This is a genomic window from Glutamicibacter creatinolyticus, assembly GCF_006094275.1.
GTDB classification, from domain to species: Bacteria; Actinomycetota; Actinomycetes; order Actinomycetales; family Micrococcaceae; genus Glutamicibacter; species Glutamicibacter creatinolyticus.
The window spans coordinates 44,383-70,853 of sequence record NZ_CP034412.1 but is presented as its reverse complement, the minus strand read 5'-3'; the positions used below and the strand labels follow the sequence as shown (position 1 = coordinate 70,853).

Sequence of the window (26,471 nt, the reverse complement as noted above, 5' to 3'; positions counted from 1 at the left end):
ACCCAAAGTGTCGGGGGTCACACCTACGCTGGAAGTATGGACCAGCAAGAACACAGCCACCGCCGCAAGGCGGAGCGGAAGATCAGGCAGCAGATGCCTGAGGGCTGCCTGCACGATGAGGTGGCCGAGCTGATCGAGCAGCTCACCCGCCGCGTGGACATCCTGCTGCGCGCCGGGGAACGCGGGGACTGCGCGGAGGCGCTGCGTCAGCTGGAAAGCGCCAAGGCCAGCTACTGCGCCATGCAGGCCAAGCTGGCCTACCGCCTGGAAAAGGACACGATCTTGGATGCGGAGGACCGCTGCATCAACATCGACCAGTTTGAGCGCGGTGCCGCGGCCTCGGTGGCCATGGCCCGGCGCCAGTCCCAGCAGGGGGCCCGCTCCTATCTTCAGGCCTGCCGGATGCTGGTGGAGGACCTTCCCAACCTGTGCGCCAGTTTTGAGCGCGGGCATCTTTCCGAACGCCAGATCCTGGCGATCACCGGCCCGTTGACGGACGTGAACGCCCGCCGTCGTCGGGAATTCGATGAGCTTTTTGCCCGCGAACCGGAGATGTTCCAGGACCTGGGCACCAAGCGGTGCCGCGACGCGGTCGAACGCTTCACTATGCGCCATGAGAGCATCGAGAAGGCCGACCGGATCGGCAAGGCCGCGGAGGAACGCCACGTGATCTTCACCCGCGGCAAGGACTGCGTGTGGCTGCGCGCCAAGCTGCCCCTGGAGGAGGGTGTGGGCCTGGAGACCAGCCTGAAGCGGCGGGCCAGGCGGGAACGCGCGGCCGGGGACAAGCGCAGCATGGCCCAGTTGATGACCGATCTGCTCACCCGCCAGTCCATCACCGGCAACGCCGCGAAGCTTCCGGTGTTCGTGGACGTCAAGCTGATCATGACCGACCGCACGCTGCTGCTTGGGGATCGGGAGCCGGCCTACCTGTGCGGTTACGGCTTCGTGCCGGCCCAGTATGCGCGCAGCCTGGTCACGGAGATGGACACCCGGCTCTACGATGCGAAGTGGAATGAGGACACCGAGGAGCTCAGCGACCGGATCGGGGTCTTCCCGGAGCTCCAGCGCCTGTTCACGGCCCCCGGCACCGGGGAGCTGATCGCGATGGATTCCAAGGCCCGCGCCGTCCCGGAGAACCTCAAGGACTTCCTGCAGATCCGGGACGTGCGCTGCCGCACCCCGTACTGCGATAACGACGCCGCCGAATTTGACCACATCACCCCGTGGCGGGCCGGGGGCCTGACCAACGTGCACAACACGAACTACCGGTGCCGTTGGTGCAACCAGGCCAAGGAAACCCCGGGATGGCATGAAAGGGTGGTGCGGGAGGACCCGCACACCATCCGGATCACCACCCCCGACGGGGCGGTCTACCAATCACTGGCCCCACCGCCAACCACGGTCTACCGCAATCCTTCACCCTCGCTGATCGCCCAGGCCTGCTGGCTGCCTGCCGCCACCGACGCCGCAGCCTAGCGCGCCAGGACTCCGCGCAGCACCGGCACCAGACCGTCGTCCCACACCGAATCGGTCACCGAGTCGGCGACCGCCTTGACCTCATCTGGGGCCTGGCCCATGGCCACCCCCAGCCCGGCCCACTGCAGCATCTCAATGTCGTTGCGCCCGTCCCCGACCGCGATGGTCTGCTCCGGGGCAAAGCGCAGGATCCCGCGCAGCCGTTCCAGGCCACTGGCCTTGGTGGTGCCTTCGGCGGCGATGTCCAGCCAGGCGGTCCAGCCCACCGAGTAGGTGACCCCCGACAGTCCCAGCCCGTGCACGGCACGGCCGAACTCCTCGGCGCTGGAGTCGGTGGAGAACACCACCACACGCACCGCCTTGCTGTTCACCAGCTCCTCAAAGTCGACGACCCTGGCCGGGGCGCCGAAGCTGACGTCGCTGAACTGCTCGCTGGAAAGGAACTCGCCGCGCTCGTTCTCCAACGCGTACTTCGCGTTGGGCAGGGTGCGCCACAGGGTGGCCAACACCAGGGAGGGGTCAAAAATCTCGCGGTGGATGACCTCCACCTCTTCTCCGGTCACCTTGGCCAGCACCCCGCCGTTGCAGGCCACCACATAGCCGTGCTCGATGCCCAGTTCCTGCACCACGGGCAGGGCTGCGCCCAGGGAGCGGCCGGTGGAAATCACCACTTCATGTCCGGCGCCCACCACTTCGCGCGCGGCGCTGCGCACCTGCTGGCTCATCTGGTCCTGATGGTTCACGATGGTGCCGTCAACGTCTAGGCACACCATTAACTTATCGTTGGTCAACCGGTCTTCGTTGCCGGTCTTGGTCATGACTGTCATAACCCCAGTGAACCATCTTGTCCCACAATTGGCGATGATGCGGCGCACATGTGCGATGAACGTGCGGCGACTTCGTGGTAAACCTGAGCATAAGAGCGCCCATTTTGCAGGAGGGCAGCAACAATGCGCGAACCATCGGCCACCCGGCGCCACACGCCACTGGCCCAGGGGTGCGGCCAGCCGCACAGCTGCCCGGAACCGGTGCGGCTGCGGGTGCTGGGCCAGGTCCCGTATTTCCGCGGCCTCTCCGAGCAGCAGCTGCGGGTCATTGACGGCCAAATGCAGTCCCTGGCCTGGGCGGAGGGTGAGCACCTGTATGCGACCGGACAGCCGGCCAGCGACCTGTACGTAATGGCGTCCGGGCGGGCCAAGGCGTTTCACGACACCGCCGAGGGCCAGCAAGTGGTGGTGGACCTGCTGGGCCCCGGCGACCTGTTCGGCGGGGTGCCGGCCCTGGGCCATGACCGCTACCCGGAAACCGTGCAGGCGCTGAGCACCACCTGCGCGCTGCGGATGGACAACGCCACGTTCGAAAACATCCTGGGGCAGTTCCCCCCGGTGGCGCTGCAGGTGCTCAACGCCCTGGCCGGGCAGCTGCGCACCACCCGCTCCACGCTGGCCGAACACTACGCCGCCCCGGTGGCCAGCCGGGTCGCCGCGACCCTGCTGCGCCTGGCGGACAAGTTCGGCACCCCCAGCCGGCAGGGTGAGCTGATCCAGTTCCCACTCTCCCGCGCCGATTTGGCCGGGATCACCGGGGCGAGCCCCGAATCGGTTTCCCGGGCGATGAGCTCTCTGCGCAAGGCCGGCATCATCGAGACCGGGCGGCGCTGGACGGCGCTGACCGACCGCGCCAGGCTCACGGAGATCGCCGAAAACTACTAGCCAGAGCGTATGTGCGGTTAACTGACGCAGATCATGGTGGGGGTTGGGGCCCGTTCGTAGGGTGAAGGTACTTCCCGGGATACCGGGAAGGACGCAACCTGCGAAAGGAAAGCCATCATGAGCACCACGACCAGCATTTGGACCACGCTGCGCGCCGAGGGATTCTCCTGCCCGTCCTGTGTGGGAAAGATTGAAAAGCAGGTCAAGAAGCTGGATGGGGTCACCGAGGTGAAGGTGCACTTCGCCTCCTCCCGCGTCCAGGTGCAGCACGACCCGCAGCGCGCCAGCGTGCAGGACCTGGTCTCCGCCATCGCCAAGGCCGGCTACAAGGCCGTCCCGGCGGCGTTCTAGAGGGCGTGGTGATCATGCACAAGGTGTGGCAAACGCTGCGGCGGCTGACCGCCGGACGCTGGTTCATCCCCGCCGTTTCCGGGGCGCTGATCCTGGTTTCCCTCCTGCTCTCCGCCGGCTTGGGCCAGCAGCCGGCCGGCGACGTGTTCATGGTCGCCGCCGCGGTGCTGGCCGGGTACCGGATCGCCCTGGCCGCCGGACGGTCACTGTGGGGCCGGCATGTGGGCATCGACCTGCTGGTCACGGTGGCCGCGGCCGGTGCCGTGGTGATCGGCAACTACTGGGAGGCGGCCGCGGTGACGTTCCTGTTCGCCGTCGGGCACGCCCTGGAGGCCGCCACGCTGGACCGGACCCGTTCGGCGCTCTCGGCGCTGGTGGCCGTGGCCCCGGACGAGGCGGTGGTGCTGCGGGAGGGGCAGCAGCACCGCGTGCCGGCCGGGCAGGTGCTGGTCGGCGAGCTGGTGCTGGTCAAGGACGGGGCGAAGGTCCCGGTCGACGGCCGGGTGCAGCACGGCAGCGCCGGGGTGGATGAAAGTTCGATCACCGGGGAGTCCCTGCCGGTGGACAAGGCCGCCGGGGACCAGGTCTTCGCCGGCACCATCGCCACCAGCGGCTTCCTGCAGGTGGTGGCCGAGGGCATCGGCGCGGACACCACCCTGGCGCGCATCATCCACCGGGTCGAGGAGGCGCAGGACGCCCGGGCCCGCACGCAAAGCTTCTTCGACCGGTTCGCCACCTGGTACACCCCGGCGATCATCCTGCTGGCGCTGGTGGCCGGGCTGCTCACCTCCGATGTGGTGCTGGCCCTGACCCTGCTGGTCATCGGCTGCCCCGGCGCCCTGGTGATCTCCATCCCGGTGGCGGTGGTGGCCGGCATTGGCCGGGCCGCGAAGGACGGGATCCTGATCAAGGGCGGGGAGTATCTGGAGCAGGCGGCACGGATTGACACGGTGGCCGTGGACAAGACCGGCACCCTGACCGAAGGCCGCCCCCAGCTGACCGACCTGGTGCCGGTCGGCCGGGGCGTGGACGCCGCGCAGCTGTTGGAGGTCGCCGCCCGCGGCGAGGCCGGCTCCGGGCACCCGCTGGCCCAGCCGATCCTTACGGCCGCCGCGCAGCGGGGCCTGGTGGTGCCGCTGCCCGAGCAGGTCGAACCGGTGCTGGGCAAGGGGATCCTGGCCCGCTCCGCCGGCCAGCGGATCCTGATCGGCAACCCCGCCCTGCTGGCCGATCACGGGCTGGTGCCCGGGGCGCGGGCGGCCGCGGCGGCCGGGGAACTGGCCGCCGCCGGCAAGACCCCGATGCTGGTGGCGCTGGACGGTCAGGTGCTGGGGGTGGTCGCGGTCGCGGACACGGTGCGCGCCGACGCCGCGCAGATGGTGCGCGAGCTGCGCGCGGTGGGGGTCAAGCGCATCGTCATGCTCACCGGGGACAGCGCCCCGGTGGCGCACGCGATCGCCGCCCGCACCGGCATCACCGAGGTCAGGGCGTCGCTGCTGCCCGAGGACAAGCTGGAGATGGTGCGTGAACTGCAGCGCGGCGGGCACACGGTCGCGATGGTCGGCGACGGGGTGAACGACGCCCCGGCCCTGGCTGCTGCGGACATCGGGGTGGCCATGGGCGCGGCCGGTTCGGCGGTGGCCGTGGAAACCGCCGATGTGGCGCTGATGGGAGACAACCTGCTGCGCCTGCCCCAGGCGATCGGTGCGGCCCGGCGCACGGTGCGGGTGATGCGCCAGAACATCATCATCGCGGTGGCCACCGTGGTGCTGCTGCTGGCCGGCGTGTTCGCCGGCGGGGTGACCATGGCGCTGGGCATGCTGGTGCACGAGGCCTCGGTGCTGGTGGTCATCGGCAACGCGATGCGCCTGCTGCGCCGCAGCCCGGCCCGCCGGGACGCCGGGGTCCAGCGCCCGGCCGCGCTGGGCGTCCAAGTCGAGGCATGAGGCGAAAAAACGCCACGGCCGCCGGTACCCTACCGGCGGCCGTGGCGTTCGCGGGCGTGCTAGGACAGCACTTCCAGCCCGCCCAGGTAGGGCTGCAGCGCCTTGGGCACGTTCACGGTGCCGTCCGGGTTCTGGTGGTTCTCCAGGATCGCCACAATCCAGCGGGTGGTGGCCAGGGTGCCGTTGAGGGTGGCCACGGCCCGGGTCTTGCCCGCCTTGCCGTCCACCACCTGGCGTTCACGGATGTTCAGGCGGCGGGCCTGGAAGGTGGTGCAGTTCGAGGTGGAGGTCAGCTCGCGGAAGGTCCCCTGGGTGGGCACCCACGCCTCGCAGTCGAACTTGCGGGCCGCGCTCATGCCCAGGTCCCCGGCGGCGGTGTCGATCACCCGGTAGGGCAGCTCCATCTTCGCCAGCATTTCCTCTTCCCACGCCAGCAGCCGGGCGTGCTCCGCCTCGGCCTGCTCGATCGTGGTGTAGACGAACATTTCCAGCTTGTTGAACTGGTGCACGCGGATGATCCCGCGGGTGTCCTTGCCCGCGGCCCCGGCCTCGCGGCGGTAGCAGGAGGACCAGCCGGCGTAGCGCAGCGGCCCGTCGGACAGGTCCATGATCTCGTTCGCGTGGTAGCCGGCCAGCGCCACCTCGCTGGTGCCCACCAGGTACAGGTCATCGCGTTCCAGGCGGTAGATCTCGTCATCGTGTTCGACGTCGAAGCCGGTGCCCTGCATGATTTCCGGGCGCACCAGGGTCGGGGTGACCATCGGGATGAACCCGTAGGAGACCGCCTGGTCCAGGGCCATGTTCATCATCGCCATCTCCAGGCGCGCGCCGATCCCCTTCAGGAAGTAGAAGCGCGAACCGGAGACCTTCGCCCCGCGCTCCATGTCGATCGCGTCCAGCTTCTCGGCGATCTGCAGGTGGTCCAGCGGCTCGAAGCCCTCGGCGGCAAAGTCGCGGGCCGTGCCCACGGTCTTGAGCACCGTGAAGTCGTCCTCGCCGCCGGAGGGGATGCCCTCGACGATCAGGTTCGGGATGGAGCGCTGCAGGGCGCTGGCCTTCGCGGCGGCGGCGTCGGCGGTGGCCTGGGCCTGCTTGACCTTCGCGGCCAGGTCCTTGACCTCGGCCAGCAGGGCGGCGCGCTCCTCGCCCTTGGCCTTGCCGACCTTCTTGGAGAACACGTTCTGCTCCGAGCGCAGCGTCTCGAAGGCGGCAATGGTTTCACGGCGGGCCACATCGGCGTCCAGCAGCTGGTCAACGAGCGTCTCGTCGGCGCCGCGGGCACGCTGCGAGGCGCGGTACAGGTCCGGATTATCGGTGAGCATTTTCAGGTCGATCACAAGATAAGCGTAGCAACCATGAGTACGATGAAGTCACTATGCATAGAAACCGCGTGATCATCGCTTCATTGGCCGGCGGCGCCGGCGTGGCCGCGCTGCTGAGCTGGCGGTCGGTGCGCAAGCTCATCGAACCCAGCAGCCCGCTGAGCCGGGAACCGGATGAGGTGGAGCAGGTCGCGGCCGGCCAGGTCGCCATCGTGGTCAATCCCTCCAAGTCACAAGCCGAAACCGCCTGCCACGCGGTGCGTCGGGTGTGTGCCGAGGCCGGGCTGCCCGAGCCGCTGGTGTTTGAGACCACGGTGGACGACGCCGGGCAGGGCGGCGCGCGCCAGGCGCTGCAGGCCGGGTGCGACACCATCCTGGCCGCCGGCGGGGACGGCACGGTGCGCGCGGTGGCCGAGGTGATCGAGGGCGCGGAGGCAACCCTGGGCATCCTGCCGCTGGGCACCGGCAACCTGCTGGCCCGCAACCTGGAGATCCCGATCGACGATGTGCACACCACCGCGCTGCTGGCGGTGCGCGGCCGGGTGCGGCGCATCGACGTGGGGCATTTGCGCCTGCAGCACCTGAACGGCACGGAGGCGGACCACGCGTTCCTGGTGATCGCCGGGGTGGGCACCGACGCGGACCTCTTTGACGACACCGACGAGCAGCTCAAGCGCCGGGTCGGCTGGCTGGCCTACTCGGAGGCCGGGCTGCGCCAGCTGCCCGGGCAGCGCAAGCGCGTCTCCTTCCAGCTCGGGGACGGCCCCTGGCAGACCCGCCGGGTGCGTTCGGTGCTGTTCGCCAACTGCGGCAAGCTGCAGGGCCTGGACTTCGTGCCCGAGGCGAAGCTCGATGACGGGATCCTGGACGCGGTGGTGCTCTCCCCGCGCTCGGCGGCCGGGTGGGTGTGGATCTTTTTGAAGACCGCGTTCCGGGCGAAGAACGAGATCCCGGTGATTTCCTTCTACAAGACCAAGAAGGTCTCGCTGCGCTGCACGGAGCCGATGAACACGCAGATCGACGGGGACCCGACCGGCATGGTCAATACCCTGCAGGCCTGGATCAACCCGTCGGCGCTGCGCATCCGCACCGCCTAGAGGCGGTGCAGCAGCTGGCCCACCCATTCCCGGGCCCGGATGAAGGCCTCGTTGGAGTTGTGTGAGTCGATGCTCGGGGTGATCCCCTCCGCGGCGTTGTAGGAGCCCAGGAACTTCAGATCCGGGCACAATCGGTGCAGCCCGGTCAGCGCCGCTGCGACCCGCTCCTCGGCCAGGTGCCCGTCGATGTCCACGGAGAAGAAGTAGCTGCCCAGCCCCGTGCCGGTGGGCCGGGACTCGATGCGTGAGAGGTTCACCCCGCGCGCGGCGAACTGCTCCAGCAGCGCCATCAGCGCGCCGGGCTTGTCCTCGGGCAGCGGGACAATCAGGGTGGTCTTGTCCACCCCGGTGGGCGCCGGCAGCGGTCCGGGACGGGTGACCAGGAAGAAGCGGGTGACCGCCCCCAGGTTGTCCTCCACGCCCTCGACCAGCACCTTCAGGTTGCGGTCGTGGGCCACCAGCGGCGAGCAGATCGCCGCCTGGTGGTGCTGTTCGGGGTCCTGCAGCCCCACGGCGGCGGCCGCGGTGGAGGAGCCCTGGATAAATTCCGCTCCGGGAATATTGGCCTGTACCCAGCCGCGGCACTGCGCCCAGGCGACCGAATGCGTGGAAATCTGGGTGATCTGCTCCAGCGCGTCGATGTCCTCACGCACCGCCAGCACGAACGTGATCGGCACCAGCACCTCGCGCACGATCTGCAGGTGGTCGGCCCGGGCGATCGCGTCCAGGGTGGCCGAGACCCCGCCCTCCACGGAGTTCTCGATCGGCACCATCGCCCCGTCCACCGAGCCCTCCAGCACCATCGCCAGCGCCTCGTTCACGTTGGCGGCCGGGACCCGCTCGGCCTCGTCCGCGCCGGGAACCTGCAGCAGGGCGGCCTCGGTGAAGGTTCCCGACGGGCCCAGGTAGGCATATCTCATCGAACGGCCGGCTCCTGCCCGTTTTCGGATTCCATCGGCAGCTGCGCCTCGATCCACGCGTCCGAGCCCCCGGCAATGTTGTACACCGAGTAGCCCATCCCGGTCAGCCAGGCCGAGGCCTGGGCGGAGCGGCCCCCGGTGCGGCAGATGACATAGGTGTCCACATCCGGATCCAGTTCCTCGAAGCGTTCGGGAAGCTGGCCCAGCGGGATGTGGGTGGCGCCCTTGGCGTGGCCCTCAACCCATTCGAAGTCCTCGCGCACATCCAGGATCAGCGCCCCGTCGGGCACCTCGGTCACCGAGACGGTCTCGAAGTCACTCATGGTTAGCGTTCCTCTCGCATAGGGTGTTTGCTTATAAGACTAATGAGTTCGAGCATCGAAAGCAGACATGTTGACGTCATCCGCCCTGAAGTTGCGCAACCAGCTGGCCGCCGGGGAGGTCTCCAGCCGGGAAGTGACCGAACACTACCTGCGGCGCATTGAACGCTTCGCCTCCCTGGGCGCGTTCGTGCACGTGGAGCAGCGGGCGCTGCAGGCCGCGGCGGCCGCGGACCGCCAGTTCATGCGTGGGCCCATCGGGCGGCTGCACGGGATGCCGATCGCGTTCAAGGACCTGAACGAGGTCGCCGGGATGCCCACCACCTACGGGTCCAGGGCGGTGCCGCACCTGGTGGCGGCACGCGACCACCCGCTGGTGGCCCGGCTGCGCGCCGAGGGGGTGGTCATCACCGGAAAGACCCAGGTCCCGGAGTTCGGGCTGAGCAGTTATTCGGAGAACCTGATCGCCGCCCCCTCCCGCAACCCGCTGAACCCCCAGCTGTCCTCCGGGGGATCCTCCGGCGGGCAGGCGGCGGCGGTGGCCGCCGGGCTGCTGCCGCTGGCCCCTGGCAGCGACGGGGGCGGGTCGGTGCGCATCCCGGCCGCGGCCTGCGGGCTGGTGGGCCTGAAGCCGGCGCTCGGGCGGGTTCCGGCCGATGTCGCCGAGGGCTACCTGGACCGCTTCGGCGCCCCGAAGCTGACCGTGAGCGGTCCGCTGGGGCGCGATGCGAAGGACACCGCCCTGCTGCTGGATGCGATGCTCGGCCAGGACCGCTACCTGCCGGCCCTGCAGGACGGGCCGGTGGACGCGCTGCGCGGGCTGCGCATCGGCTACAGCACCCACTCCCCCTTTGAGCCGGTCTACCAGATCCGGCTCAGCAGTGACGCGCGGGCCGCGTTCGAGCGCGGGCTGCGGCTGCTGGAGCACCGCCACCACGTCATGCCCGCCGACCTGCGCTACGCCCCGGACTACCCCGAAACGTTCGCCACGGTGTGGACCAACGGGCTGAAGGACGTGGCGATCGGCGACGAATCACTGCTGGGCACCCTGGCCCGGGACTACCGGCGCCGCTCCCGCCAGCGCAGCGCGCAGGTCTCGCTGGGCGCCGCGACCCGGATTAAGCAGATCGCCGCGGACTTCATCGCCCAGTGGTCGGCCTATGACGTGATCGCCACCCCGGCGATGGCCCACACGCCCCCGCCGATCGGCTACTACACCCGCCATGACGCGGACACCGACTACCGGCTGCAGTGCCAGTACACCCCATACACCTCGATGGTCAACGTCGCCGGGTGCTCGGCGATCACCGTCCCGGTGGCCACCGCCGCCGATGGCATGCCAATGAGCATTCAGCTCATTTCAGCCCACGCCAACGAGGAAAAACTGCTCATTTTGGCACACCAGCTGCTGGCCGAAGCATAACAGGCTGTGATCCACCAAACCGTGTGAGATCTATCGCAAAAGTAGGCATCGAAGTCAAGAAGGGCGAAAAATGTTACGCATGTCTACTGTTTCACCGAGCACCACCGGCACGGGCAAGACCTTCTTCGGTCACCCCGGCGCGCTGGCCAACCTGTTCAGCGTCGAGATGTGGGAACGCTTCTCCTTCTACGGCATGCAGGCACTGCTGGCCTACTACATGTACTTCTCGGCCACCGAGGGCGGCCTGGGCATGGAGCAGGGCCTGGCGCTGTCGCTGGTGGGCGCCTACGGTGGCGCGGTCTACCTGAGCACCATCCTGGGGGCCTGGGTCTCGGACCGCCTGCTCGGCCCGGAACGGGTGCTGTTCATCTCCGCGATCGTGATCATGGGCGGTCACCTGGCCCTGGCGCTGCTGCCCGGCGTGGTGGGCCTGGCCATCGGCCTGGTGATGGTGGCCGTGGGCTCGGGCGGGCTGAAGGCCAACGCCACCGCCCTGGTCGGCTCGCTGTACTCCAAGGAGGACCCGAAGGCCGATGCCGGCTTCTCGATCTTCTACATGGGCGTAAACATCGGCGGGCTGGTCGGCCCGCTGCTGACCGGGCTGCTGCACAAGCACTTCGGCTTCCACGTGGGCTTCGGCGCCGCTGCGGTGGGCATGGCCCTGGGCCTGGTCATCTACGGGTTCGGACGCAAGAACCTGCCCGAGTCGGTGCGCCAGGTCGCCAACCCGCTGCCGACCGCTGAGCGCAAGCGCTACCTGCTGATCTTCGCCGCCGTGCTGGTGGTCATCGTGCTGGCCTTCACGCTGAAGATCGTCACCCCCGAGAACCTGGCCTCCACCATCGCCTACGTGGTGATCGCCGCCAGCATCATCTACTTCGTGCTGATCCTGCGCAGCCCCCGGGTGGATGCGACCGAACGCAAGCACGTGTACGCGTTCATCCCGTTCTACATCGCCTCCGCCGCGTTCTGGGCGCTGTTCCAGCAGCAGTTCACCTTCATCGCCGCGTACTCGGCCGAACGCCTGGACCGCCACCTGTTCGGCTGGGAAATGCCGGCCAGCTGGGTGCAGTCCATCAACCCGGTGTTCATCGTGCTGCTGGCCGGGGTGTTCGCCACCATGTGGACGAAGCTCGGTTCCCGCCAGCCGCGCACCAGCGTGAAGTTCGGCCTGTCGCTGGTCGTGGTGGGCATCGCCTTCTTGTGCTTCATCCCGCTGAACTCGCTGGCCAAGACCCCGCTGCTGGCCCTGGTGGGGATCCTGCTGCTGTGCACCATCGCCGAGCTGCTGCTCTCCCCGATCGGCCAGGCGGTGACCACCAAGCTGGCCCCGGCCGCGTTCGGCACCCAGATGATCGCCCTGTTCTTCCTCTCGGTCTCGCTGGGCACCACCCTGTCCGGCGTGCTGGCCGGGTACTACACCGAGGGCAATGAGGTCGCCTACTTCCTGTGGCTGGGCGGCACCGCGGTGGTGCTGGGCCTGGCGATGTTCGCCGCCACCCCGGCGCTGAAGAAGCTGATGGGCACCGTGCACTAGCAGGTCCCCGCAAACACACGATGGCCTGGTCCCCATGCGGGGGCCAGGCCATTGGCGTGTTTGCGCGCCCTTAGGCGTAGTCGGAGTACACGCTCTGGTTCAGGTCGGTGTAGAACGAGGCGGAGAAGAAGAACACGAAGATGATGAACGCGTAGCACAGCAGCGCCAGCACCAGCCCCACCCAGGAGGTGATCAGCCCGGCCAGGGCCATCCCGCGCCCGGCCGGCTCGCGCCGGTACCCCAGGTGGCCGGTGATCACCCCGGCCAGGGGGATGAAGATGATGACCAGGAATCCAAGCAGGGACAGGATTCCCAGGACCAGGGAGGCCACCGAGAGTCCGGTGGGCTGCGGCGGGGGCACATAGGTGTTCTGGGGGTACGGGTGGTAGCTCATCGCCTCCATCCTATAAACCGTCCGGGAACCAGGGAAACCGGCGCGGCGCGCACGGCCAACCCCGATAGGATGCCTAGTAGCAGACTCTTGACCTGGCAGACAAAGGATGGGCATGGCACACGAACGCGCGGGACAGCCGGCACGCGAAGAAGACCTGATCGACCTGCAGGAGGTCCTGGACGCCTACTTCAGCCGCGTTCCCGATCCGCAGCAGGCCGGGCAGCGGGTCTCCTTCGGCACCTCCGGGCACCGCGGCAGCTCGCTGAACGGCTCCTTCAACGAGGCGCACATCGCCGCGATCACCCAGGCGGTGGTGGACTACCGCGTCTCGGCCGGGATCACCGGTCCCATGTACGTGGGCAAGGACAGCCACGCCCTGTCCGAACCGGCGTACCGCACCGTGCTGCAGGTGCTGGCCGGCAACTCGGTGCGCGTGCTGGCCGAGGACGGGCTGACCCCCACCCCGGCGCTGAGCCACGCCATCCTGGTGCACAACGCCGCCGGCGGCCAGCAGGCCGACGGGCTGATCATCACCCCGTCGCACAACCCACCGGCCGACGGCGGGATCAAGTACAACCCGCCGCACGGCGGGCCGGCCGAATCCGAAATCACCGGCTCGATCGCCCAGCGCGCGAACGAGCTGCTTGAATCCGGGCAGATCCGCCGGGCCGAACCGGACGCCGAGGCGTTCGACTTCCGGGAACTGTACGTCACCGACCTGGCCGAGGTGATCGACTTCGCCGCGATCGCCGAGTCCGGGATCAGCATTGGCGCCGACCCGCTGGGCGGGGCCTCGGCCCACTACTGGGGGGAAATCGGGCGGCGCTACGGGCTGAACCTGGAGGTGGTCAACGAGCGGGTGGACCCGCGGTTCGGGTTCATGACCCTGGACAAGGACGGCAAGATCCGCATGGACTGCTCCTCCCCGGATGCGATGGCCTCCCTGGTGGCGAACCGCCGCAGCTACGACATCGCCACGGGCAACGACGCGGACGCGGACCGGCACGGGATCGTCACCCCGGACGCCGGGCTGATGAACCCGAACCACTTCCTGGCCGTGGCCATCGACTACCTGCTCACCCACCGCCCGCAGTGGCCGGGGGACGCGCAGGTGGGCAAGACCCTGGTCTCCTCGGTGCTCATCGACCGGGTCATCGCCGCCCACGGCCGCCAGCTGCTGGAGGTACCGGTGGGCTTCAAGTACTTCGTGCAGCCGCTGGCCACCGGCCGGGCGGTGTTCTGCGGGGAGGAATCGGCCGGGGCCTCCTTCCTGACCCGGGACGGGCGCCCGTTCAGCACCGACAAGGACGGGATCATGCTGGCGCTGCTGGCCAGCGAGATCCGTGCGGTCACCGGCAAGTCCCCCAGCCAGCTGCACGCCGAGCTGGTGCGGGAACACGGCACCAGCTACTACGCCCGCTTCGACGCGCCGGCGGACCTGCAGCAGAAGGAGGTGCTGGGCCGGCTTGATGCGCAGGCGGTGCAGGCCACGCAGCTGGCCGGGGACGCGATCACCACCAAGGCCACCGAGGCCAGCGGCTACCCGATCGGCGGGCTGAAGGTCTCCAGCCAGCGCGCCTGGTTCGCCGCCCGGCCCTCGGGCACCGAGGACATCTACAAGATCTACGCCGAATCCACGGTGGGCCAGGAGCACCTGCAGCAGGTGCTCGCCGAGGCCCGCCAGATCGTGGACGCCGCGCTGGCCGGCCAGGTGTAGCCCGCCGCCACGGCGCCGGGGCTAGATGAGCTTGTCGATGAACTTGCGCTTGGCCCAGGAGTAGGGCGGGTAGACGGCGTTCAGGGTGTCGATCACCGTGGTCTTGTTCAGCTCCGGACGCATCTGCGAGAGCCGCTCAAAGCCGTGCTTGCCGTGGTAGGAACCCATGCCGCTGTCCCCCACGCCGCCAAAGGGCAGGGTCGGGACGATCAGGTGGGTCATCGGCGCGTTGTGCACGATCGCCCCGGCCCGCACCCGGTCGGAGAAGATCGACTGCAGCCGCGGGTTCTCGCTCATCAGGTAGGCGGCCAGCGGGGCGGGGCGTTCGGCGATGAACTGCAGGGCCGCGTCGAAGGACTCCACCTCGATCACCGGCAGGATCGGACCGAAGATCTCCTCGGTCATCAGCGGGCTGTCCAGCTCCACGTCGCGCATCACCGTTGGGGCCAGGCGCAGGGTCTGGGCGTCGCTCTGCCCGCCGATGACCACCCGCCCGTGCTCCAGCAGCCCGGTGAGCCGCTCAAAGTGCTGGCGTGAGACGATCCGCCCGTAGTCCTGGTGGCTGATCGGGTCCCGGCCGTAGAAGCTGCTAATCGCCTTGGCCAGGCGGTCAACCAGCGCGTCCGCGTCCCCGATGGACAGGATGTAGTCCGGGGCCACGCAGGTCTGCCCGCTGTTCATGAACTTGGCGAACGCGATCCGCTTGGCGGTGGCCGGCAGGTGGTTGTCCACCACGGTCGGGCATTTGCCGCCCAGCTCCAGCGTGGTGGGGGTCAGGTGCTCGGCGGCCGCGCGCGCCACGATCCGCGCCACCCGCGCCCCGCCGGTGTAGAAGATGTGGTCCCAGCGCGCGGCCAGCAGCTCGGTGGCGGTGTCCACCCCGCCCTCGCACACCGCGTACACCCGCGGGTCCAGGTAGTGCGGCAGCAGCCGGGCGATCGTGCCGGAGGTGGCCGGGGCCAGTTCGGAGGGCTTGAGCACCGCCGCGTTGCCGGCCGCGATCGCGGCGATCAGCGGGGCCAGCAGCAGCTGCAGCGGATAGTTCCAGACGCCGATGATCAGCACCACCCCCAGCGGCCGCGGCTCGATCTTGGCCATCGCCGGCTGCAGCGACAGCGGCACCTTCACCGAGGTGGAGTCCATCCACTCGGCCAGGTGGCGCTGGGCAACGTCGATTTCCGTGCGCAGGAAGTCGATCTCGGAGAACTTCGCCTCGGTCGCGCTCTTGCCCAGGTCCTCGGCGAGCGCGGCGATGAAGTCCTCCTCGCGTTCGGCCAGCATCTTCTCCAGGGCCCGCAGCTGCTGGGCGCGGAAACGGCGCGGATGGGTGATGCGCGCGTCGGCGGAGCGGCGCAGGTGCGCGATCATCTCCGCGATCTTGCCCGGGTGCTCGTCGACCGGCGGCGCGGTTTCCCCGACCGGTTCCGGCGGCTGCTGTGAGGTGAAGATTCCCATGGCTCGAGCGTACGTCATCCCCCGGCCCCCGTTTGCGCCACCGGGTTGATACATTGGGCTGGATAAAGGAGGGCCGATGACCGACCTGAGCGCCCCGCTGGGCTCGTTCGCCGTCGCCGCCGCCCTGGTGGCGCTGATCCTGCGGGCCCTCAGCCCGAGCGGGAGCGGGAACCTGCTGTCCCAGGCGCGCCGGTACGCCCGGTGGTGCGCGCTCATCGGATTCCTCGCCGCCGTCTCCACCGACTGGTTCGATGCCTTCTACCTGATCAGCGCGGAGGGGCAGGCGGTGCCCGGCGGCTGGCCGGGCGCGGTGGGGCGGGCCGCCACCCCGGCGCTGTGGGTCGGGTTCGTCTACGTGCTGGCCCAGTTCACCGGGCCGCGCGTGCAGCGCAGCGCCGACCCGCAGCCGCGCACCGGGCTGGTGCCGGGCAAGCTGGTGGCGGCCCTCGTCCTGGTCCTGGCCGGCTCGCTCACCGCGCTGTGGGCGGCGGGCGATGTGCCCTACCGGGCTCCCACCGCGCAGCGCGAGCTCAGCGAAGAGGAAATGAGCTACTTCATCCCGGCCGCCGACGGGTTGCGCCCGGCCGGCGAGGTGCTGCCGTACCTGGCCCTCTGCCTGGGGCTGCTGGTGGCCGCCACCCTCCTGGCCAGCCTGGTGATCCTGCGCCGCAGGCCGCTGCCGGGGATCTCGCGGCACGACAACCGGGTGCTGCGCCGGGTGTGGCTGAACCGGCTGTACCGCACCGTGGCCGTGGTCCTGGCCGCCAACGGCGCGGCCGCCCTGCACTACAAGGCCCGGTGGTTCCACCAGCAGGCCGCGGTCGGGGACCTTGAGCGGCTGCGCGCGCTGGGCGACGGCTGGGATTCGGTAGGGAACTACGCCGTGCTCGGCGTCGCCCTGGTGATGCTGTTCTGGCGCCCGCCGCAGAACTTCGAGGGCGTCACCGCCGTGCCGCGGCATCCGGTGCGCGCCCTGCGCGATCACCTGTTCGCCACCCAGTACGTGGCGCTGGGCGCCTCACTGATCCTGCTGCTCGTCCTGTGGCCCACGCACTCACCGCAGCCGCAGGCCCTGCCCGATGCACGGCCGGGGATGCACCTGATGGCGCTGATCACCGGCGCCGCCCTGCTCTACCTGGTGATTACCGGCAGCAGCATGGGGTACGTGCACGGCAAGGCCGGTCGGACCGGGCCCCGGCACTGGGGGCCGCTTCCGCGCTGGATCTACCCGGTGGCCGGGCTGCTGATGGCCGCCAGCGTCTACTTCCTGCTGCGCCCGCCACTGGACTACCTGTGGGGGCTGGTCACCGCCCCGGCGGCGTTCATCCTGCTGCTGGTGGCGGTGCTGTTGCTGGCCCACGCCGCCGTGCGTCTGGCCAGCCGGCGGATGCAGGTGGCCTGGGCGGTGGATGGGCACTGGGAGCGCTGGTACCGGCAGGTGATCGAATTGCGTTCGCTGCGCACCGTGACCGCCGCCCTGGGCGCCCTGCTGTTCTGCGGCTACGGGTTTGACTACGGATGGGTCGGGCTCAGCCTGGCGGTGCTGTGCTTCCCGGCGCGGCTGCTCATCCCGCACCCCGGCCCCGAAAAGCACCCGGCAGCGGCACATGGGCGCCCGGCTGCTGCCGGCCCTGCAGCACCGCCGGGCGCGCCGGGCCGGCCCTGACCGGGGGCGGCGCGGTGCGGCGCGTCACAGGTTTGTCAACGGGTGGGCGATTGCGTACGCTCGGTCACGAGTGACACGGGGTGTCGGCGCCGCCGACTGAGATGACACCCGTCGAACCTGAACTAGTTCAAACTAGCGGAGGGATGTCGCACATGACCCTGCCTGCCGTGATCCATTCACTGCGCCACACCAGCCCCCTGGTGTTCTGCCTGACCAACACCGTGGTCGCCAACTTCACCGCCAACGCGCTGCTGGCCGCCGGCGCCGCCCCGGCCATGACGAACCTGCCCGGGGAGGCCGGGCCGTTCGCGAAGACCGCCTGCGCGGTGCTGGTGAACCTGGGCACCCCCAGCACCGAACAGCTGGCCGCCATGGATGAGGCGATCGAGGCCGCGAACCAGGCCAACACGCCCTGGGTGCTGGACCCGGTGGCCGTTGGTGCGCTGCCGGTGCGCACGCGCTACGCCCAGCGCATCGTTTCGCTGCGCCCCGCCTTGATCCGCGGCAACGCCTCGGAGATCATGGCCCTGGCCGGGCACCGGTCCACCGGGCGCGGGGTGGATTCGGCCGACCCCGTGGCCGCGGCCATCGCCGCCGGGCGGGAACTGGCCGAACGCCACGGCGCGGTGGTCGCGATTTCCGGGCCGGCCGACGCCGTGGTCAGTGCCCAGCGCACGGTCATGGTGCACACCGACGGGATCGAACTGACCCGCGTCACCGGCGGCGGGTGCGCTCTGGGTGCGTTCGCCGCGGCGGCGATCGCCGCCGGGCAGGACGTGTTCACCTCCACCGTGGCCGCCCACGCCTATTACGGGCGGGCCGCCGAACGCGCCGCCGCCCTGTCCCTGGGGCCGGGCAGCTTTGCCGCGCAGTTCCTCGACGCCCTGGCCCTGACCGATCCGCAGGAACTGGGTGCGGTGCGCATCGAGGAACTCTAGATCCCTCATTCTTCATTCCGCCCACGAGTCAACCCGCCGGCCCCGCAGGGGGGCGGTTTAAGGACAATCATGCGAAATCTCGGCGTATATTTGGTCGCCAACACCGCCAGCTGCACCCCGCACCGCACCCTTGAGGTCATCCAGGCCGCCGTGCAGGCCGGCGTGCAGTGGATCCAGCTGCGCGCCAAGGAGGAAAGCGCGCGCGAATTCTATGAACTGGCCCTGGCCGCCGGTCAGCTCACCGCGGGCCGGGCCGAACTGCTGGTCAACGACCGGGTGGACGTGTACCTGGCGGCACGGGCCGCCGGGGCCGCGGTCACCGGGGTGCACATCGGGCAGCAGGACCTGCCGGTGCAGCGGGTGCGCGAACTGATCGGGGACGCCACCTTGGGGTTGAGCGCCTCCACCGATGAGCAGCTGGCGGCGGCGAACGCGAACGCCTCGATGATCGACTACCTGGGCGTCGGGGCGATCCGGGCCACCCCCACCAAGAAGGACCACCCCACCCCGATCGGGATCGAGGGCTTCGCCCGGGCCCGGAAGATCGCCCAGCTGCCCTGCGTGGCCATCGGTGCGCTGCAGGCCGAGGACGCCCCGGCGCTGCGCGCGGCCGGGGCCGAGGGCATGGCGGTGGTGCGCGCCATCTGCTCCAGCACCGACCCCGGTGCGGCCGCCGGCGGGCTGCTGCGCGCCTGGCAGGAGGCGAAATGATCCACAACATCCTGTCCATCGCCGGTTCCGACCCCTCCGGGGGCGCCGGAATCCAGGCGGACTTGAAGGCGATCGCCGCGACCGGGGGCTACGGGATGGCCGCCATCACGTCCCTGACCGCGCAGAACACCCGGGGCGTGGACGCGGTGCAGGCCGTTGAGCCGCAGTTCGTCACCGCCCAGCTGCGCAGCATCGCCGCCGATGTGCGCATCGACGCGGTGAAGATCGGGATGCTGGCCAACGCCGGGATCATCGACGCGGTGCAGCAGTGGCTGGGCGAACAGCCGGCCGGGCTGCCGGTGGTGCTCGACCCGGTGATGATCGCCACCAGCGGGGACCGGCTGCTGGATGACGCGGCCCACCAGGCGATGTCCCGGCTGCTGGCCCGGGCCACGGTGCTGACCCCGAACATGGACGAACTGGCGGTGCTGCTGGGTGAAGCGCGCGCCACCACCTGGGATGGCGTGCTGGCCCAGGCGCAGCGCCTGGCCGCCGCCCACGACGTGCTGGTGGTGGCCAAGGGCGGGCACCTGGGCGGGGAGCAGTGCCCGGACGCGCTGGTGGACGCTACCGGGGTGCTGGCCGACTTCCCGGCCGCGCGGATCGACACCGAAAACACGCACGGCACCGGGTGCACGCTCTCCAGCGCCCTGGCCAGCCTGTACGCGCGCGGCGGTAACTGGGCGGCGGCGCTGGGCGCGGCCAAGGAGTACCTGGCCGAGGCGATCGCCGCCTCCGGGCAGCTGTCAGTGGGGGCCGGGCACGGGCCGGTGCACCACCTGGCCGGGCTGTGGTCCGGGCAGGGGCTGGCGCCGGCGCAGGACCCGATGCAGCAGTGGTGGCAGGACATCGCCGGGATCCGGGAGGGGATCGATGAGCTGGACTTCATCCGCCAGCTGCGGGCGGGCACCCTGCCGCGGGCGAACTTCGACTACTACATCAACCAGGACGCCCTGTACCTGCGCGGCTACGCCCAGGTGCTGGCCCAGGCCAGCATCATCGCCCCGGACGCGGCCGCCCAGCGCTTCTGGGCCGCCGCCGCCTCGGCGACGTTCGAGGAGGAAATGGCGCTGCACCGCGAATTCGCGCTGGACACCGCGGCGCACGGAAGCGAGACCACCGCGAACTACGTGAACCACCTGGCGGCGGCCGGGCACCACTACCCGGTGCTGATCGCCGCGATCCTGCCCTGCTACTGGATCTACCAGGACGTCGGGTCCCGGCTGGCGGCGGCCGGGCACGGGCAACACCCCTACCGGCAGTGGCTGGCCACCTACTCATCCGCCGAGTTCGATGCGGCCACCGCGGCGGCGATCGGCATGGTGCGTGCCGCCTACCGGCGGGCCGATGAACGCACCCGGCAGGCAATGTGGCGGGCCTTTGAGACCTCCAGCCGCCACGAGCTGGCGTTTTTCGCGCAATCGGGGGCCGAAGCGTAAGATACTTCCCGGCCCATAATCAGGAGGAACACGCATGAAATGGTCGATCCACGGCGACGGGAAGTCCATCACCCCCGGTGAGGTGGTCGCCCCGGATGAGCGGCTGCACTGGCCGCAGACCATTTCCATCGGCACCCAGCACATCCTGGCGATGTTCGGCTCCTCCATCCTGGTGCCCACGCTGACCGGCTTCCCGGTCACCACCACCTTGCTGTTCACCGGGGTGGCCACCATCCTGTTCCTGCTGATCACCGCGAACAAGGTGCCCAGCTACCTGGGTTCCTCCTTCGCGCTGATCGCCCCGGTGATGGCCACCATGTCCAGCCATGACATGTCCGCGGCCCTGGGCGGGATCGTGATGACCGGCGCGCTGCTGTTCGTGGTCGGGCTGGTGGTGCAGAAGACCGGCACCGGCTGGATCCACGCGCTGATGCCGCCGGTGGTGATGGGCACCATCGTGGCGCTGATCGGCCTGAATCTGGCCGGGGCGACCCTGGAGCCGATGAAGCAGGTTCCGCTGACCACCTTCGCCACGGTGCTGGCCGTGGTGCTGGCCACCGTCGTGTTCAAGGGGCTGCTGGGCAGGCTCTCGATCCTGGTGGGCCTGGTGCTCGGCTACCTGGTGGCCCTGGCCCAGGGGCAGGTGGACTTCGCCCCGGTGGCCGACGCCCCCTGGTTCGGGCTGCCCGAATTCAACACCCCCAGCTTCCACCTGGACACCGCGCTGATGTTCCTGCCGGCCGTGTTCGTGCTGATCGCCGAGAACATCGGCCACGTGCGCACCGTGGGGCTGATGACCGGGCGGGACCTGTCCCGCTTCAACGGCCGGGCGCTGATGGCCGACGGTGCTGCCTCGGTGCTGGCCGGGCTGGGCGGCGGCTCGGCGACCACCACCTATGCGGAGAACATCGGGGTGATGGCCGCCTCCCGCGTCTACTCCACCGCCGCCTACTGGGTGGCGGCGATCGCCGCCATGGCGCTGGCGTTCCTGCCCAAGTTCGGGGCGCTGATCGGCACCATCCCGGCCGGGGTCATCGGCGGGGCCGGGATCGTGCTCTACGGCATGATCGGCATCATCGGGGCCCGGCTGTGGATCGAACACCGGGTGGACTTCGGCAACCCGATCAACCTGATGACCGCCGGGGTGGGCCTGATCATCGCCATCGCGGTCACCTCCGAGATCAGCTTCGGCCAGTTCCAGCTGGGCGGGATCGCGCTGGGGACCATCGCCACCCTGGTGGTCTACCACCTGATGTCCCTGGTGGCGCGCTGGCGCGGCAGCGATCCGGCCCACGCCCCGGCCCCGGCCGCAGGCGAACAGCGGTAGCCGGAAACCAGCGCACGCGAAAGCCTAGGGTTGGCACCGTCCACGCGCTACGATCGGCTCATGAGCTCACACACAACGGATGGCAAGATATCGGCCCGCCTGATCGGGATCGCGCTGGGCGCGGCCCTGGGCGGGCTGCTCTTTGGCTATGACAGCTCCATCGTCAACGGCACCGTGGATGCGGTGCAGGAACAGTTCGGGCTGAACGCGGTCACCATCGGCTTCACCGTCTCCTGCGCCCTGATCGGCGCCGCGATCGGCGCCTGGGTGGCCGGGGTGGTGGCCGAGCGGGTGGGCCGGGTGCGCACCATGATCATCGCCGCCGTCCTGCTGGGCGCCTCCGCCCTGGGCGCCGGATTCTGCTTCGGTCCGGTGGATCTGATCATCTGGCGGATCGTGGGCGGGCTGGGCGTGGGCTTCGCCTCGGTGATCGCCCCGGCCTACATCGCCGAGATCTCCCCGGCCGCGCACCGCGGCCGGCTGGGCTCGCTGCAGCAGATGAGCATCGTGGTGGGCATCTTCATCGCCTTCCTGGTCAGCGCGCTGCTGGTGTACGTGATGGGTTCGGCCGACGCGGTGGGCTGGTTCGGCCTGGAGGCCTGGCGCTGGATGTACCTGTCGCTGCTGGTGCCCGCGGTGGTCTACGGGGTGCTGGCCGCCCGGCTGCCCGAGTCCCCGCGCTACCTGGTCGAACGCGGACGCTACGTGGAGGCCGCCCAGGTCCTGTCCCGGGATGTGGGCATGGAGCCGGGCGCCATGACCGAGCAGAAGATCGAGGAGATCCGCGCCACCGTGCACCTGGAGCGCCACCAGACCTTCTCCGATCTGATCGGGCGCTTCGGCTTCCACCCGGTGGTGTGGATCGGCATCCTGCTTTCGATGTTCCAGCAGCTGGTGGGCATCAACGTGATTTTCTACTACTCCACCACCCTGTGGAAGTCGGTGGGCTTCGCCGAATCGGACTCCTTCACCATCTCGCTGATCACCTCGGTGACCAACATCGTGGCGACCATCATCGCGATCTCGCTCATCGACGTGCTGGGGCGCAAGCTGCTGCTGCTGCTCGGCTCCGGGATCATGACCCTGTCCCTGGGGGCCATGACGCTCGCGTTCTCCCAGGCCGTGACCGTCGACGGGGCGCTGAGCCTGCCCGGGGCCTGGGGCACCATCGCCTTGATCAGCGCGAACCTGTTCGTGATCGGCTTCGGCGCCAGCTGGGGCCCGGCGGTGTGGGTGCTGCTGGGGGAGATGTTCCCCAACTCCATCCGCACCCTGGCCCTGGGCGTGGCGGCGGCTGCGCAGTGGCTGACCAACTTCCTGGTCTCCACCACGTTCCCGTCCCTGGCCGAGGCCGGGCTGCAGCTGGCCTACGGCATCTACGCCAGCTTCGCGCTGCTCTCCTTCCTGTTCGTGCTGTTCATGGTCAAGGAGACCAAGGGACGCAAGCTGGAGGAGATGACGCTCTAGCCCGCGCGGGTCAGAACCCGCGCGGGGGCTGCATGACGTCGGCGGAGTCCTCGCTGTGCAGCGCCACCACGTGCTCCATGCTGGGCTTGCCCTCGCGGACCTGGCCGTGGGCGTCCAGTTCGATCTCCACCGGTTCGGAGGCCGAGAGCGAGTAGTTCTTCCCGCGCACCGCGAAGTACAAGGTGGCCCCGCCCTCCATGCTCAGCCGCATGGAATCGCTGTTCAGCCGCACCGTGATCATCGAGCCGCGCCACGCCAGCCGGAAGGAGAGCGTGGACCAGCTGGCCGGCAGCCGGGGGTCGAAGCTGAGCACGTCCCCGTCATCGCGCATGCCGGCGAATCCGTAGATCAGCGTCGCCCACACCCCGCCGGTGGAGGCCACGTGCACCCCGTCGGCGGTGTTGCGGTGCGAGTTCTCCAGGTCCACGTTCAGCGCCGCCTGGAAGTACTCGTAGGCCAGGTCCCGGTAGCCGACCTCCGCGGCCACGATGGACTGCACGGCCGCGGAGAGCGAGGAGTCCCCGGTGGTCAGCGGGTCGTAGTAGTTGAAGTCCGCCAGCTTCTCCGCATCGGTGAAGTCGCTGGAGCGCAGCCACAGGGCCAGCACCGTGTCCGCCTGCTTGATCACCTGGAAACGGTAGATCACCAGCGGGTGGTAGTGCAGCAGCAGCGGCAGCTTCGCCGGGTCGGTGTTGGACACATCCCAGATCTCCCGGTTCAAGAAGTGCTCGTCCTGCGGGTGGATGCCCACCCGTTCGGAGAACGGGATGTGGAAGCAGTGCGCGGCCTTGCGCCAGTTCTCGGCCTCCCCCTCGCGGATCTGCAGGCGCTCGGTGAGTTCGGCGTGGAAGCGCGGGAAGCGGTTGGCCAGGGTGTCGAGCATGTCCGCGGCGCAGCGCAGGTTAAAGCGCGCCATCACGTTCGTGTAGACGTTGTCGTTCACTATCGCGGTGTACTCATCCGGTCCGGTCACCCCGTGGATGTGGAAGCTCTGCCGGCTTCCGGTGGTCCGCCAGAACCCGAGCGAGGACCACATCCGGGCGGTGCCCACCAGGATCTCCGCGCCGCCCGAACGCAGGAACTCCACGTCCCCGGTCGCGTTCATGTAGCGGTTCAGCGCGTAGGCGATGTCCGCGTTGATGTGGTACTGGGCGGTACCGGCCGGGTAGTAGGCGCTGGCCTCCTCACCGTTGATGGTGCGCCAGGGGAACAGGATCCCGTCCTCGTTCATGATCTGCGCGCGGCGGGTCGCGGCCGGCAGCATCGAGACCCGCGCCCGCAGCGCGTTGCGCGCCCACTGCGGGTTCGTGTAGGTCAAGAACGGCAGCACATAGATCTCGGTGTCCCAGAAGTAGTGCCCGGAGTAGCCGTTGCCGCTGGTGCCCTTGGCCGAGATCCCCAGCCCGTCGGCGCGGGCCGAGGCCTGGGCCAGCTGGAAGATGTTCCAGCGGATTTTGCGCTGCAGCGTCTTGTCGTCGCTGTCCACCCGCACGTCGCTGCGCTGCCAGAACTCGCCCATGTAGGTGCGCTGGCCGCGGAAGTGGTCATCGGCGCCGCGCGGCACCAGGTGGCCCAGGGCACGGTGCGAGCGGGCCACCATTTCCCGGGCCGTGTGCCGGCGCGAAGCGTGGTAAGCCACGAACTTGCTCAGCCGCAGTCCCTGGCCAGGCTGCAGTGTAACGCTCACTACGTGGTCCGAACGTTCCTCGTTGACATGCGTGGTGCTCTGAATCTCCGAGGATGAGCCGCCGGTGAGGCTGGCCCGGTGTTCGGCGACGGTGGCCACGCTCATTCCCGAGCCGCGCACAATGTAGGATAATCCTGCCTGCCCGTTACGCTCATAATGCCCGGCCGGCTGCAGCGGGTTCTGCCCGGTGGATTCGGACTTGCGCGGATCCAACGATGAGGGTTCCCCCGCATCCAGGTCCGCCGGGGTGGGAACCAGGGTGGTGGGCGGGATGCCGATCACCGAGGACTGCACCACCACGTGCCCCGGAGCGTCGAGCAGGCGCACGTTTAGATCAATCACCGCCAGGTGCCGGTCGGTGAAGGAGACCATGGCGCGGCTGGTGACCGCCACCCGGTGGCCCTCGGCGGTGCGCCACAGCGTAGTGGAGACCAGGGTGCCGTCCCGGAAGTCCAGGCGCAGGTCATCGCGCACGATCTCGGTGCGGCCCACCTCCAGCGCCTCGTCGTTGATGTACACACGCATGGTGCGGAAGTCCGGGGCCGCGATCATCGTCTGCCCGGTGGAGGCCAGCCCGTAGGCGTTCTCCGCGTAGCGGATCTGCCAGGTCTCGTGCAGTCCGTTGATGAAGCTGCCCCCCGCCTGGTCCCCCACGCCCAGCATCGGGGCCTTGGTCCCCAAAAAGCCGTTGCCCAGGGAGAATACGGTGTCCTGGGCGCCCTCGTCGTCGCGCGCCTCATCCAGGGTGATGGACCACGGGTCGTAGCTCAGCGCATCCCCGGATTCGTCGGTCATCACCTCGGACAGGTCGGTGACCACAAAGTCCGCGCCGGCCTCGGCCAGCGAGGCGGCGTTGTTTTCCCGGGCCACCCCGATCACTCGGAAGCCGCCGGACACCGCGGCCTGCACCCCGGAGACCGCGTCCTCGATGACCACGCACTCCTCCGGGCGCCAGCCCAGGTCCCGGGCGGCGGCCAGGAACGTGTCCGGCGCCGGCTTGCCCGGCAGCTGGCGCAGCGTCGCCTCGGTGCCCGAGACGACGGTGGGGAAGAAGTCCGCCAGCTCGGCGGCGTTCAGCACGGTGCGGGCGTTGCGCGAGGAGGAGACCACCGCCACGTCCAGCCCGGCATCCAGCACCTGGTTCAAGAAGTCCAAGGACCCCTGGTAGGGGGCGATGCCCTCCCGTTCCAGGATGTCGATGAACACGTCGTTCTTCAGGTTCCCCAGCGCGCACACGGTCTCAAACCCGGGCAGGTCCCGCCCGGTGCCGTGCGGCAGGCTGATGCCGCGCGAATCCAGCACCGCCTGCACCCCGTCGTAGCGCGGGCGCCCGTCAACCAGCGTGAAGTAATCATCCAGGGTGTAGGGCGCCGCCTCGGGGTGGCGGGCCGAGAGGAACCGGTCAAACAGCTCCTGCCAGGCCTCGCGGTGCACCTGGGCGGTGGGGGTCAGCACCCCGTCCAGGTCGAAGAGCACGGCTTTGAAGTCACGGTGTCGGTACATCGGACGCGAAGAGTTCACAGGCAAAATCCTTTGGTGGAGGACAAACTGGCCGTCAGCCCC

The 26,471-nt window shown here is 69.4% G+C and carries 21 protein-coding genes and 1 riboswitch; of the genes, 14 read left to right on the top strand and 7 right to left on the bottom strand.

The genetic code is table 11. From position 1 onward, the window contains the following. Positions 1-36 precede the first annotated feature (36 nt). On the top strand, positions 37-1,479 hold the full coding sequence (locus GcLGCM259_RS00325; RefSeq protein ID WP_138925404.1) for an HNH endonuclease signature motif containing protein: 1,443 nt from the start codon (positions 37-39) through the stop codon (positions 1,477-1,479). Here GcLGCM259_RS00325 and GcLGCM259_RS00320 read toward each other — a convergent pair. Further along, on the bottom strand, positions 1,476-2,306 hold the full coding sequence (locus tag GcLGCM259_RS00320; protein ID WP_138173133.1) for an HAD family hydrolase: 831 nt from the start codon (positions 2,304-2,306) through the stop codon (positions 1,476-1,478). The two genes, GcLGCM259_RS00325 and GcLGCM259_RS00320, sit on opposite strands and share 4 nt — an antisense overlap. 123 nt (positions 2,307-2,429) lie before the next feature. On the opposite strand from GcLGCM259_RS00320, the gene GcLGCM259_RS00315 reads away from it, so the two are divergent. The 3 genes from GcLGCM259_RS00315 (at position 2,430) to GcLGCM259_RS00305 (ending at position 5,488) form a co-directional block, all read left to right on the top strand. Continuing rightward, the gene (locus GcLGCM259_RS00315) at positions 2,430-3,191 is read left to right on the top strand and encodes a Crp/Fnr family transcriptional regulator (RefSeq protein WP_138925403.1); all 762 of its coding nucleotides are present in this window, start codon (positions 2,430-2,432) and stop codon (positions 3,189-3,191) included. Between the two features lie 117 nt (positions 3,192-3,308). Further along, positions 3,309-3,542 (top strand): heavy-metal-associated domain-containing protein, encoded by a 234-nt coding sequence (locus tag GcLGCM259_RS00310; RefSeq protein WP_054822077.1) that lies wholly within the window; start codon positions 3,309-3,311, stop codon positions 3,540-3,542. 14 nt (positions 3,543-3,556) lie between these two features. Further along, entirely contained in the window at positions 3,557-5,488 is a 1,932-nt protein-coding gene (locus GcLGCM259_RS00305) for a heavy metal translocating P-type ATPase (protein WP_138925402.1), read from the top strand. A 59-nt stretch (positions 5,489-5,547) separates the two neighbouring features. On the opposite strand, the gene serS is transcribed toward GcLGCM259_RS00305, so the two are convergent. Beyond that, on the bottom strand, positions 5,548-6,825 hold the full coding sequence (gene serS, locus GcLGCM259_RS00300) for a serine--tRNA ligase (RefSeq protein WP_138173137.1): 1,278 nt from the start codon (positions 6,823-6,825) through the stop codon (positions 5,548-5,550). A 38-nt stretch (positions 6,826-6,863) separates the two neighbouring features. Here serS and GcLGCM259_RS00295 point away from each other — a divergent pair, with 38 nt between their 5' ends. Further along, positions 6,864-7,907: a diacylglycerol/lipid kinase family protein gene (locus tag GcLGCM259_RS00295; RefSeq protein ID WP_138173139.1), complete on the top strand. Its 1,044-nt coding sequence runs from the start codon at positions 6,864-6,866 to the stop codon at positions 7,905-7,907. Here the strand turns inward: GcLGCM259_RS00295 and pheA are convergent. Next, entirely contained in the window at positions 7,904-8,827 is a 924-nt protein-coding gene (gene pheA, locus GcLGCM259_RS00290) for a prephenate dehydratase (RefSeq protein WP_138173141.1), read from the bottom strand. The two genes, GcLGCM259_RS00295 and pheA, sit on opposite strands and share 4 nt — an antisense overlap. Further along, positions 8,824-9,150 (bottom strand): rhodanese-like domain-containing protein, encoded by a 327-nt coding sequence (locus tag GcLGCM259_RS00285; protein ID WP_054821759.1) that lies wholly within the window; start codon positions 9,148-9,150, stop codon positions 8,824-8,826. Before GcLGCM259_RS00285 ends, pheA begins: the two co-directional genes overlap by 4 nt. Before the next feature lie 67 nt (positions 9,151-9,217). Here GcLGCM259_RS00285 and GcLGCM259_RS00280 point away from each other — a divergent pair, with 67 nt between their 5' ends. After that, entirely contained in the window at positions 9,218-10,570 is a 1,353-nt protein-coding gene (locus GcLGCM259_RS00280; RefSeq protein ID WP_138173143.1) for an amidase, read from the top strand. A gap of 79 nt (positions 10,571-10,649) precedes the next feature. Then, positions 10,650-12,107: a peptide MFS transporter gene (locus GcLGCM259_RS00275; RefSeq protein WP_138173145.1), complete on the top strand. Its 1,458-nt coding sequence runs from the start codon at positions 10,650-10,652 to the stop codon at positions 12,105-12,107. A 70-nt stretch (positions 12,108-12,177) separates the two neighbouring features. Here the strand turns inward: GcLGCM259_RS00275 and GcLGCM259_RS00270 are convergent, their stop codons facing one another. Beyond that, positions 12,178-12,501: a DUF4190 domain-containing protein gene (locus GcLGCM259_RS00270; RefSeq protein WP_171021078.1), complete on the bottom strand. Its 324-nt coding sequence runs from the start codon at positions 12,499-12,501 to the stop codon at positions 12,178-12,180. Between the two features lie 112 nt (positions 12,502-12,613). Here GcLGCM259_RS00270 and pgm point away from each other — a divergent pair, with 112 nt between their 5' ends. Next, a complete protein-coding gene (pgm, locus tag GcLGCM259_RS00265; RefSeq protein WP_138925401.1) occupies positions 12,614-14,218 on the top strand; it encodes a phosphoglucomutase (alpha-D-glucose-1,6-bisphosphate-dependent) in 1,605 nt (534 codons plus the stop codon). Positions 14,219-14,239: 21 nt separating this feature from the next. On the opposite strand, the gene GcLGCM259_RS00260 is transcribed toward pgm, so the two are convergent. Then, complete coding sequence (locus tag GcLGCM259_RS00260; protein ID WP_138925400.1) at positions 14,240-15,673, bottom strand: aldehyde dehydrogenase family protein; 1,434 nt, start codon at positions 15,671-15,673, stop codon at positions 14,240-14,242. Between the two features lie 76 nt (positions 15,674-15,749). Between GcLGCM259_RS00260 and GcLGCM259_RS00255 the strand changes: the two genes are divergently transcribed. From GcLGCM259_RS00255 to GcLGCM259_RS00230, 6 genes are all read left to right on the top strand, one after another. Next, positions 15,750-17,339: a hypothetical protein gene (locus GcLGCM259_RS00255; RefSeq protein ID WP_138925399.1), complete on the top strand. Its 1,590-nt coding sequence runs from the start codon at positions 15,750-15,752 to the stop codon at positions 17,337-17,339. A 66-nt stretch (positions 17,340-17,405) separates the two neighbouring features. Further along, positions 17,406-17,500, top strand: a riboswitch (TPP riboswitch). Continuing rightward, the gene (gene thiM, locus GcLGCM259_RS00250) at positions 17,492-18,277 is read left to right on the top strand and encodes a hydroxyethylthiazole kinase (RefSeq protein ID WP_138925398.1); all 786 of its coding nucleotides are present in this window, start codon (positions 17,492-17,494) and stop codon (positions 18,275-18,277) included. (Overlaps the previous riboswitch by 9 nt.) Before the next feature lie 69 nt (positions 18,278-18,346). Then, positions 18,347-18,988: a thiamine phosphate synthase gene (thiE, locus tag GcLGCM259_RS00245; protein ID WP_138173157.1), complete on the top strand. Its 642-nt coding sequence runs from the start codon at positions 18,347-18,349 to the stop codon at positions 18,986-18,988. Beyond that, positions 18,985-20,427: a bifunctional hydroxymethylpyrimidine kinase/phosphomethylpyrimidine kinase gene (locus GcLGCM259_RS00240; protein ID WP_138925397.1), complete on the top strand. Its 1,443-nt coding sequence runs from the start codon at positions 18,985-18,987 to the stop codon at positions 20,425-20,427. The genes thiE and GcLGCM259_RS00240 overlap by 4 nt, the downstream gene beginning before the upstream one ends. Before the next feature lie 34 nt (positions 20,428-20,461). Continuing rightward, positions 20,462-21,754 (top strand): uracil-xanthine permease family protein, encoded by a 1,293-nt coding sequence (locus GcLGCM259_RS00235; protein WP_138925396.1) that lies wholly within the window; start codon positions 20,462-20,464, stop codon positions 21,752-21,754. Positions 21,755-21,814: 60 nt separating this feature from the next. Continuing rightward, positions 21,815-23,221 carry a sugar porter family MFS transporter gene (locus GcLGCM259_RS00230; RefSeq protein WP_138173163.1) on the top strand — a complete coding sequence of 469 codons (1,407 nt, stop codon included), beginning with the start codon at positions 21,815-21,817 and terminating at the stop codon, positions 23,219-23,221. 10 nt (positions 23,222-23,231) lie between these two features. Here the strand turns inward: GcLGCM259_RS00230 and GcLGCM259_RS00225 are convergent, their stop codons facing one another. Continuing rightward, the gene (locus GcLGCM259_RS00225; protein WP_138925395.1) at positions 23,232-26,429 is read right to left on the bottom strand and encodes a beta-phosphoglucomutase family hydrolase; all 3,198 of its coding nucleotides are present in this window, start codon (positions 26,427-26,429) and stop codon (positions 23,232-23,234) included. Positions 26,430-26,471 lie beyond the last annotated feature (42 nt).